Here is a 10,175-nt window from a genome sequence, read left to right as displayed (position 1 = left end):
GTCACGGGCGTGTGGTGGGGGACGCCGTCACGCGGGGACGGCGGTGGTCGGGAGGACGGACGGCTCGCAGTCGAGGACGTCGACCGGGCGGCCCATCGCGACGGCGATCTTCCGGTCGCCGCGGTACGGGTCGCGGCCGTGCGAGCACAGCACGTTGTCGACCAGCATCACGTCGCCGACCTGCCAGGTCTCCCGGACGGTGGCGGCCTCGTAGGCGGCGTTCAGCGCCTCGACGTCCTCGCGGGTGACCGGCTCGCGGTCACCGAAGCCGGTGTTGAACGGCAGGCCGTCCGGACCGAACTCCTCGACCATGGCCTCCCGGATGTCCGGGTCCAGCGACCACTCGTTCCAGAAGGCCAGGTGGTTGAACCAGACCTCCTCGCCGGTGTGCGGGTGGCGGATGGTGGCCGGCCGCAGCTGGTCGGTGCGCAGGGTGCCGTCCTCCAGCCACTCCCAGGTGATGCCGTTCTCCCGGCAGTACTTCTCGACCTCGGCGGGCTCCTCGGTGCCGAAGGCGGTCCGCCACGGCAGCGAGACGTACTCCGAGTAGCTGCGGCCGAGCGTCCAGCCGGTGGTCCGGCCGCGCTCGGCCAGGTGCGGCGGCAGCGCGGCGAGGACCTTGCGGACGTCCGCGGTCGGGGTGGCGCCGCCCTCCTCCGGGGCGATCAGGCAGGCGAACAGCAGCCGGCCGGGGAAGGTCAGGGTGTAGCTGTTCTCGTTGTGCATCCGGATCGGCAGCGCGGCGGCCAGGTCGGTGGACGAGAACACGCCGTTGCCGAAGTCGCTGCGCGGGGTGGCCTTCTCCCGGTACGGGGTGGGCTCGGGGATCAGCACGTCCCGGACGGCGGCGACGTCCTCGGTGGCCGCGACCGGCAGGCCGCGCAGGAAGATCGTGCCGTGCTCGTGCAGCGCGGCGGTCAGCTCGTCCTCGTGCTCACGGAGCCAGGCGCAGCCCTCGGCGAGGTCGGCGGCGGCCGGGACGTGGAGCAGGGCCGGACGACCGGGGTTCAGCTCCCAGTTCAGCATGGCGGCGCTCACCGGTTCCCGAGGCCGGCGACCAGCGAGGCCGGGCGGATGTCGGTCCAGTTGGTCTCGATCCACTCCAGGCACTCCTGGCGGGGCGCCTCGCCGTGGACGGTGGTCCAGCCCGCCGGCACGTCGATCCAGACCGGCCACAGCGAGTGCTGGTTCTCGTCGTTGACCAGGACCAGGTAGCCGGCGTTGTCGTTCTCGAACGGGTTGCTCACGGTGCTCTCCTCGGTGAGGTGGTGGCGCGGTGCGGTGTGATTCGAAGGTAGGTGCGGGCCGGGTCCGGAAGCGGCACAAGGCCCGGCAGGTGAGCGGCAGTTCCGGGACTGCCGTCCTCCTGCGCGGGCCTCGGGCGCACGGGGTGGGAACGGGGGGTGGGGCGACGGGTGGGACAGGGTGGGAGCGGGGGTGGTCGGAGGGGTGGGCGCGGGGTTCCGGCGCGCGGTGCCGGCGCGGGCTCAGCGCGGGGTCAGCCGGACCGGGAAGCGGTCCAGGCCGAAGTTGATGATCGAGCGGTTGTACTCGACCGGACCGGCCGGTTCGATCGTCGCCGCCTTCTCCAGCGCCGCCGAGAACAGCGCGCTCAGCTCGGTCTTCGCCAGCGGCGCGCCGATGCAGTAGTGGGCGCCCAGGCCCAGCGCCAGGTGCTTGTTGGGCGAGCGGTCGAGCCGGATCTCCTCCGGCGCCTCGAAGGCCTCCGGGTCCCGGTTCGCCGACCACACCCAGACCGCGACCCGGTCGCCGCGCCGGATCTGCCGCCCGGCCAACTCGATGTCACGGGTGGCGGTCCGCAGGGTGTGCAGCCCGACCGAGGTCCAGCGCAGCAGCTCGTCCACGGCGGAGTCCATGTCCACCTCGCCGCGCTGCAGCGCCCGCCACAGGTCCGGCCGGTTGACCAGGGTGTGCAGACCCATCGCCGCGGTGTGGCGGACCGTCTGGACGCCGCCGACGACGATGTTGTCCAGGTTGAGCACGACGTCCTCGACCGGCATCAGCTTCCCGTTGACCTTGTAGGTCGCCATCATCGAGATGAGGTCGTCCTTGGGGTCGGTGCGCCGCAGCATCACCTGGTGCATCAGGTAGGGGATCAACTGCTGGTGGCCGGCGCGGCGTTCCTCCGGGGTGGCGCCCAGGAAGGCCACGTCGCAGACCCGGACCATCATGTCGCGGTCCTTCTCCGGGACGTCCAGCAGGTCGCACATGACGGCCAGCGGCAGTGCGGAGACCACGTCGACGAGATCGGCCTCGCCCTGCTCCACGGCCCGGTCGAACAGCTCGCCGGCCCGCTCGGCGATGGAGCGAGAGGCGCCGCGCACGCCGTTCTTGGCGAAGAACGGGTTGGCGGGCGCCCGCAGTTCGCGGTGCTTGGGCGGGTCGGTGAGCGCCATCATCCGGCCCGAGCCGACCGGGACGTTGCCGACGCCGGCGCCCAGCAGCGAGCCGGACTCGGAGCTGAACACGGCCGCGTTGCGCAGCACGTCCGCCGACTCCTTGTAGGTCATCACCGACCAGATCGGGCCGTCGTCCAGGCTGTCGGTGCGGTGGACGGGCGCCTCGCGGCGCAGCTCGGCGACCAGGGCCGGGGTCTCCGGGTCCGCCCACAGGGCGGGGTCGGTGAGATCGACGGAAGTGGTGGTCACCATGACGGCTGCTCCTCGGTGGCGGTGGCACGGGCGGTGGCGGTGGCGGTGCTGGACGTGGGGGCGGCCGCCGCGCGGCCGGAAAGCAGGGAGGTCAGGAGGTCGACCGGGCCGGGCCGGTCGACGGTGGCGAGCAGGTGCCCGCCGGGCAGGACCAGCTGGTCGAAGGCGCCCCGGGTGTGGGCGGCCCAGCCGGAGAGGTCGGTGGTGGCGAGCATCGGGTCGTCGGCGCCGGCCAGCGCGTACAGCGCGGAGGTCAGCGGCGGGTGCGGCTGGTGGCGGTAGGTGGCGCTGACCGCGAGGTCGGTGCGGATGCCGCCGAGGGCGAGTTCCACCAGCTCGGGATCGGCGCTGACCAGCTCCTCCAGGCCGGTGAGGCGCAGGAGTTCGGCCGCGTCGAGGTCCTTGGACTCCCGCTCGGTCCACTCGGCCGGGCTGGGCGCGCCGGCCACCACCACGAGTTCGGGGCGGCGGTCGGCGGGCAGGGCCCGGGCCACCTCGTAGGCGAGCAGGGCGCCGAAGCTCTGCCCGTAGAAGGCGGCCCGGCGGCCGGGCGCGAGGTGCGGGGCGATCTCCCGGGCGACCTCGGCCGTCAGCGCGGCGAAGTCGGCGGGCATCGGGTCGCGGCTGCGGCCGCCGCGGGCCGGCGGGCGCAGCGCCCACACCTCGGCGGCGGGGGCGAGGGCCCGGGCCAGCGGGGTGAAGGCGGTGGCGTCGCCGCCGGCGTGCGGGAAGCAGAACAGCCGGACGGCGGCCTCGGGCCGGGGCGCGGGGAGCAGGAACCAGTCGCCCTGGATCCGCGGGCGGGTGGCGGGGACCGGGGCCGCCACCGGGGTGGTGGCCGGGGCGCGACGGACGGCCGGGGTGGCGGGCAGCGGCGCGGCGGCCGGGCGCTGGCGGGCGACCAGCGGCGGGCGGGCGGTGGGGCCGGGGGTCGCAGGCGTCGTGGGGGTCGTCGGGCTCATCGGACGGCCGGCCGGCGGGCGGTGAGGGCCGGGCGGGCGGCGGCCGGTCCGGCCGCGGCGGCGCGCTGCACGGCCTCGGTGAAGGCCGCGAGGTCGGCGGCGTCCAGCAGGTGCCGCAGCTGGAGCTCGACGTTCAGCTTGCGGCGCAGCAGGTGGACGACCCGCAGCGCGGCGAGCGAGTGGCCGCCGAGCGAGAGGAAGTCGTCGGCGGGCAGCACCTCGGGGACGCCGAGCACGGTCCGCCACACCTCGGCGACCTGCTCCGCCACTCCCCCGCCGACCGCCTCCGGCGCCGCCTCGGCGACCGGGACGGGCAGCGCCCGGTGGTCGACCTTGCCGTTCGGGGTGAGCGGCATCGCCTCCAGCACGGTCACCGTGGCCGGGACCAGGTGTGCGGGCAGGGTGCGGCGCAGCTCGGCCAGCAGCTCGGCCGGAGCGGTGGAGGCGGGAGCGGTGGAACCGGGGGCCACGGCCGGGCCGGTGACGTAGGCGGCGAGGCGGGTGTCGCCGGGGGCGGGCTCGTGCACGGTCACCGCGGCGGCCGTGACGCCGTCCAGCGCCGCCAGCGCGTGCTCGACCTCGCCGAGCTCGATCCGGAAGCCGCGCAGCTTGACCTGGCGGTCGACCCGGCCGACGTACTCCAGCAGGCCCTCGGCGGAGCGGCGGGCCTGGTCGCCGGTGCGGTACATCCGGGCGCCGGGCGCGGTCGCGAACGGGTCGGCGACGAAGCGGCCGGCGGTCAGCCCCGGCTGTCCGGCGTAGCCGTGCGCGAGACCGGGCCCGGCGAGGTACAGCTCGCCGACCTCGCCGGCGCCGGTGACCGGCCGCAGCCGCTCGTCCAGCAGGTGCACCCGCACGCCTGCCAGCGGCTCGCCCAGGTGCGGGCCGGGGCCGGTGATCGGGGCGGTGATCGCGTCGACCGTGCACTCGGTCGGCCCGTACAGGTTGAAGGCGTCGATGCCGCCGTCCGCGAGTTCGCGCCAGGTGCGCTCGGGGACGGGCTCGCCGCCCATGAACAGGCGCGGCACGGCGGCGCCGGTCAGCTGCTCGCGGAGCAGCTGCCAGTGCGAGGGCGTCAGGTCCAGGTCGGTGACGGCGTGCTCGGCGAGCAGCGCGGCCAGCCGGGCCGGGTCGGCGCGCCGGGCGTCGTCGACGACCACCAGGGTGTCGCCGCGGCAGATCCGGATCCACTGCTGGACGGAGGCGTCGAAGGAGACGCTGGCGTTCCAGGCGACGACGGACGGCTCGGGCCGGTAGGCGCCGACCTGCTCCAGGCCGGCCGCGAGGTCGGCGACGGCGCCGTGCGGCACCTCGACGCCCTTGGGGCGGCCGGTGGAACCGGAGGTGTAGATGACGTAGGCGGAGTCCAGCGGGTCCGGGACGAAATCGTCGGCGTCGGCCGCCGTGGCCTCGGACGCCGCGTCGGGGCGGAGCACCGGGACGCCGGCCGGGACGGGCGGGGCCGCCTCGGCGCTGACCACGGCGGCGAGGCCGGCGTCGGCGGCCATGAAGGAGATCCGCTCGGCCGGGTAGGCCGGGTCCAGCGGGACGTACGCGGCGCCGGCCCGCCAGACGGCGAGCAGCGCGACCGGCAGGTCCAGGGTGCGGGCGAGGTGGACGCCGACCTTGTCGCCGCGGCGCACGCCCCGGGCCCGGAGGGCGGCGGCGAGGGCGGCGGTGCGGCGGTCCAGGGCGGCGAAGTCGAGGCTGCCGTCGGCGGCGTGCACGGCGGTCCGCGCCGGGTGGGCGGCGACGGCGGCGCGCAGGCGGGCCAGCAGGTCGGCGGGGGCGCTGGAAGCGGGAGCGGCGGGGACGGTGGCGGCCGGCTCGGCGAAGGTGGTCATGGCGGGGTACTCCTCGATCTCGATGAGGTCGGACGGGACAGCGGTGCGGGTCGAGCGGTGGTGCGAAGTCATAGGGGTGCCGCGGGAACGGCGGGGCGGGGGGCAGGGAGGGGTGGGGCCGGGCCCGGACAGCTGCCCGCGGTCGGGCACCGGCGCCACCCCTCTGCCGCGGGCCGGTCAGACCTCCCCGGCCAGGCGGGCCAGGGCCCCGGCGTAGGTGTCGATGAACTCCTCCGCCGTGGCGTCGTCCACCAGCGCCCGCTGGTGGTCCACCGCGAGCAGCACCCGCTGCGAGGCCGGGTCCTGGATCAGCGAGGCGCCGAAGGTGAAGCTGTTGGGCTCGTGCCGGTAGGTGGGTTCGCTGCCGATCCGGCCGTCCTCGATCCGGGCCGCGCTGAGCCGCCCCAGGGCGTGGAAGCGCAGGTAGCCGAACTGGCTGTCGAGCGCGGTGTCGGCCATCATCCGGGCCAGCCGGGCGAACGGCACCCGGCGGTGCGGCATCATGTCCAGCTCCTCACGGTGCACGTGCCGCACCAGCGCCGCGAGGTCCTCGCCCGGTTCGGCGACCAGCGGCACGGTGTTGAGGAACAGCCCGTAGACCTCGGTGCCGCCGAGGCGTTCGAGCCGGCCGTTCATCGCCAGCCCGGTGGTGACCCGCTGCCGCCCGGTGATCCGGGCGAGGGCGTACAGGTGGGCGGCGAGCGCGACGGACTTGACCGGGACGGAGAGCGCGTCGGCGACGGCGCGCAGCTGGCCCGGCGCGTCCGGCAGCACCCGTTCGACGGTGCGCGGCAGCTCGTGGACGTCCTCGCTGCCGGGCCAGAGCTGGGCGGTGGCGCCGTCGAGCCGCTGGTGCCAGTAGGCGAGCGAGTCCCGGTCGGTGGTGGCGGCGCGTTCGACGGCCACGAAGTCGCGGAAGGCGGTGCGCGGCGGCGGGGCGGGGGCGGAGACCGGGTCGGCGGTGAGCGCGGTGTGCCGTTCGAGGATCTCGGTGAGCAGGGAGGTGAAGCTCCAGCCGTCCAGGATCGCGTGGTGCTCGGAGATGGTGAGCTGGAACGCCCGGTCGGCGAGCCGCTGCACGGTGATCCGGAACAGCGGCGGTTCGGCGAGGTCGAACGGCCGGTCGCGGTGGTCCTCGAAGACGGCGCGGACCTCCGGGTCCTGCTCCGCCTCGGGCCGGTCGCGCAGGTCGGCGAACTCGACCGGGGCGGGCAGGGTGCCGTGCACCAGCTGGAGCGGTTCGCCGTAGCCGGACAGGTCGAGGCCGGTGCGCAGCACGGCGTGGCGGGCCATCGCCTCGTTGACCGAGCGGCGGAACGCGGTCTCGTCGAGGTCTCCGCTGATCCGGTAGGAGTTGACGTTGTGGTAGCTGTCGGTGCCGCCGGCGACCTCCATGTGGAAGACCATGGACAGCTGCATCGACACCATGGGGTAGGCGTCGACGATCCCGGGCGGCAGCTCGGCGCGGTCCTCCTCGTCGATCAGCGCGAACGGCAGGTCGGCGCCGGGGTCGGCCTCGACGGGCCGGGCGAGCGGAAGCAGGGCGGCGACGGTGGGCGCGTTGAAGACGTCCCGCAGCGAGACCTGCCAGCCCCGGTCGTGCAGGGCGCCGGCGAGCTGGACGGCCCGGATGGAGTCGCCGCCGAGGTGGAAGAAGTCGTCGTGGACGCCGATCCCGGGGACCCCGAGCACCTCGGTCCAGACGGCGGCGAACAGCTCCTCCTCCGGGCTGCGGGCCTCGACGTGTCGGCCGGCCCGGGTGGGCGCGGCGCGGCCGGGGGCGGGCAGCGCGGCCCGGTCGACCTTGCCGTTGACGGTCAGCGGCAGCGCCTCCAGCTCGGTGACGCTGGCCGGGACCATGTAGGCGGGCAGGGAGCGGCCGAGGAACTCGTGGACGTCCGCCGGGGCGCGGCCGGTGACGTAGGCGGCGAGCCGGTCCTCGTGGACGGTCACCACGCAGGCGTCGACGTCGGGGTGGACGGCGAGGGCGTTCTCGATCTCGCCGAGCTCGATCCGGAAGCCGCGCAGTTTGACCTGGAAGTCGGCGCGGCCGACGTATTCGAGGCCGCCGTCCGGCAGCCGCCGGGCGACGTCGCCGGTGCGGTAGAGGCGGGCGCCGGGCGGTCCGGCCGGGTCGGCGACGAAGCGTCCGGCGGTGAGTCCGGGGCGCCCCCAGTAGCCGTGGGCGAGGCTGCCGCCGCCGATGTACAGCTCGCCGGGCACCCCGGGCGGGCAGGGACGCAGCCAGTCGTCCAGGACGGCGGCGGTCAGGTGCCGCATCGGCTCGCCGATCAGGCTGCGCTCGAAGCCGGCGCCGCCCTCGGCCACGTCGTGGATCGTGACGTGCACGGTGGTCTCGGTGATGCCGTACAGGTTGCACAGCCGGGCGGGCGGCAGCGGGTCGAGGTCGTGCCAGCGCTGGACCACGCCGGGGTCGAGCGCCTCGCCGCCGAGCATGATCCAGCGCAGCTCCGGGAGGGCGCGGGGGCGGCGGCGCAGGGCCGGTTCGAGCTGGCGCAGCGCGGACGGGGTGAGGCACAGGTGGGTGACCCGCTCGGTGTCGAGGAGTTCGGCGAACTCCTCGGGCGAGCGGCTGGTCAGGTAGGGCACGACGAGCAGCCGGGCGCCGTGCAGCAGTGCGCCCCAGAGCTCCCAGACGGTCCAGTCGAAGGCGTAGCTGTGGAACAGCGTCCAGGTGGTGTCGGGGCCGAAGCCGAAGTGCTCGCGGCCGGAGTCCAGCAGGCGGCTGACGTGCTCGTGGGCGACGGCGACGCCCTTGGGGCGGCCGGTGGAGCCGGAGGTGAAGATCAGGTAGGCGAGGTCGCCGGGGCGGCCGACCGCGGGCGGGCGGCTGTCGGGGCGGGCGGCGACCTCGGCGGCTCCGGCGCTGCCGGCGGTGAGGTCGAGGGTCTGCCAGGGGCCGTCGGGGGCGCGGTCGGGGCGGTCGGTGAGGACGGCCCGGACGGCGGTGTCGCCGAAGACCAGGGCGGCCCGGTCGGCGGGGGCGACCAGGTCGACCGGCACGTAGGCGGCGCCGGCCTTGAGCACGGCGAGGATCGCGACCGGCACGGCGGCGGTGCGTTCCAGCAGCAGGCCGACCCGGTCGCCGGGGCGGACGCCGCGCTCGATCAGGGTGTGCGCCAGCCGGTTGGCGCGGCGGTCGAGTTCGGCGTAGTCGAGGCGTTCCTGCCCGTCGTCGACGGCCGGGCGGTCGCCGTACGCGTCGGCGGCCCGTTCGAACAGGTGGTGCAGGCAGTGGCCGTCGTCGAGGCGGGCGGCGCGGGGCCGGGCCCCGGCGGCGGGGGCGGCGGTGAGCCGCAGCACGGTGGCGTCCGGGTCGGCGAGGGCGGCGTCCAGCAGGGCCGCGTAGTCGGCGGCCAGCCGCTGGATCGTGCCGGGGTCGAAGAGGTCGCCGTTGTACTCGGCCTCGCCGCGCATTTCGCCGCCGCCGTCGCCGACGGGTTCGAAGACCGACCAGGTGAGGTCGAACTTGCTGGTGCCGTTGGCGCGGACGGTGCGCCGGGCGGCGGCCGGGCCGAGGGCGAGCGGGGTGCTGTCCTCGCTGTGGGCGCCGAACACCACCTGGACCAGCGGCGGGTGCTGCGGGGTGCGGGCGGTGCCGAGGTGGTCGACCAGCTGGTCGAAGGGCAGGTCGAGGTAGCCGAAGGCGTCGAAGGCGCCGTCCTGGATGTCGGCCAGCAGGCCGCGGAAGCTCGCGTCCGGGGCGAGCCGGATCCGCAGTGGCAGCAGGTTGACGAAGTAGCCGAGCAGGTCGGCGAGTTCGGGCCGGTTGCGGGTGGTGACCGGGGTGCCGACGAGCAGGTCGTCGGCGCCGGTCCAGCGGTTCAGCAGCAGGGCGAAGGCGGCCAGCTGGACGGTGAAGGGGGTGACGCCCTCCTGTTCGGCGAGCTCCCGGACCCGGGCGGCGCTGCCGGGGGCGAGGCCGAAGTGCTCGGTGCCGCCGCGTTCCCCGCGCTCGGCCGGCCGGGGGCGGTCGCCGGGCAGGTCGAGCAGGGTCGGGGCGCCGTCCAGGCGGTCCTTCCAGTACGCCAGGTGCTCCTCGTAGGAGGTGTCCCGCTCCTCCTCGGCCCAGTCGGCGTACTGGGTGCCGAGGGCGGGCACGTCCGGGGTCCGGCCTTCGAGGAACGCCCGGTAGTGGTCGGTGAGTTCACGCTCGAAGAGGTCGGCGGACCAGCCGTCCCAGATGATGTGGTGGACGACGAACAGCAGCGTGGTGCGCTCGTCGGCGAGCCGGAGCGCCTCGGCGCGCAGCAGCGGGCCGGCCGCGAGGTCGAACGGTTCGGCGGCCCGAGCGGCGATCAACTCCTCGGCGCGGGCGTGGCGTTCTTCCTCCGGCAGGGTGCGCAGGTCGGTGACGGCGAGCGGCACGGCGAGCCCGGGGTGGACGTGCTGGCGGGGGCCGTCGGGGTGCAGGGCGAAGGTGGTGCGCAGCGCCTCGTGCCGGGCGGTGACGGCGTCCAGGGCCCGGGCCAGCAGGTCGAGGTCGAGCGGGCCGGTGACCTCGTACGTCCAGGGGGTGGTGTAGGTGACGGCGCCGGGGTCGAGGCGGTCGAGGAACCAGAGTCCGCGCTGGAGGCCGGAGGCGGGCGCGGTCCGGAGCGCTTCTGCAATGGCGGCTGGGGTGTCGGACGGGCGCACGGCCTCGTTCCCTTCGGTGCGAGCGGTGTCGGGGTGGC

At 75.5% G+C, this 10,175-nt stretch carries 6 protein-coding genes; all 6 read right to left on the bottom strand.

Features of this window, described 5'->3' with window-relative positions:
• Window positions 1-27: 27 nt before the first annotated feature.
• The 6 genes from IF01_RS0136395 to IF01_RS0136370 all read right to left on the bottom strand — a co-directional run bounded on the left by IF01_RS0136395 (window position 28) and on the right by IF01_RS0136370 (window position 10,137).
• Window positions 28-1,026, bottom strand: a complete 999-nt coding sequence (locus IF01_RS0136395) for a TauD/TfdA family dioxygenase (protein WP_030397916.1) — start codon at window positions 1,024-1,026, stop codon at window positions 28-30.
• Between the two features lie 8 nt (window positions 1,027-1,034).
• On the bottom strand, window positions 1,035-1,247 hold the full coding sequence (locus IF01_RS0136390; protein ID WP_030397915.1) for an MbtH family protein: 213 nt from the start codon (window positions 1,245-1,247) through the stop codon (window positions 1,035-1,037).
• Between the two features lie 240 nt (window positions 1,248-1,487).
• Window positions 1,488-2,672, bottom strand: coding sequence for a cytochrome P450 (locus IF01_RS0136385; RefSeq protein ID WP_030397914.1), 1,185 nt, complete (start codon window positions 2,670-2,672; stop codon window positions 1,488-1,490).
• Window positions 2,666-3,634 carry a thioesterase II family protein gene (locus IF01_RS0136380; RefSeq protein ID WP_244215735.1) on the bottom strand — a complete coding sequence of 323 codons (969 nt, stop codon included), beginning with the start codon at window positions 3,632-3,634 and terminating at the stop codon, window positions 2,666-2,668. Before IF01_RS0136380 ends, IF01_RS0136385 begins: the two co-directional genes overlap by 7 nt.
• Window positions 3,631-5,550: a non-ribosomal peptide synthetase gene (locus IF01_RS0136375; protein ID WP_279617289.1), complete on the bottom strand. Its 1,920-nt coding sequence runs from the start codon at window positions 5,548-5,550 to the stop codon at window positions 3,631-3,633. The genes IF01_RS0136380 and IF01_RS0136375 overlap by 4 nt, the downstream gene beginning before the upstream one ends.
• Before the next feature lie 105 nt (window positions 5,551-5,655).
• Window positions 5,656-10,137 carry a non-ribosomal peptide synthetase gene (locus IF01_RS0136370; RefSeq protein WP_244215734.1) on the bottom strand — a complete coding sequence of 1,494 codons (4,482 nt, stop codon included), beginning with the start codon at window positions 10,135-10,137 and terminating at the stop codon, window positions 5,656-5,658.
• Between the last annotated feature and the right edge of the window lie 38 nt (window positions 10,138-10,175).

Source organism: Kitasatospora purpeofusca (assembly GCF_000718025.1).
Taxonomy (GTDB): Bacteria; Actinomycetota; Actinomycetes; order Streptomycetales; family Streptomycetaceae; genus Kitasatospora; species Kitasatospora purpeofusca.
This window is presented reverse-complemented; position numbering and strand designations above follow the sequence as displayed.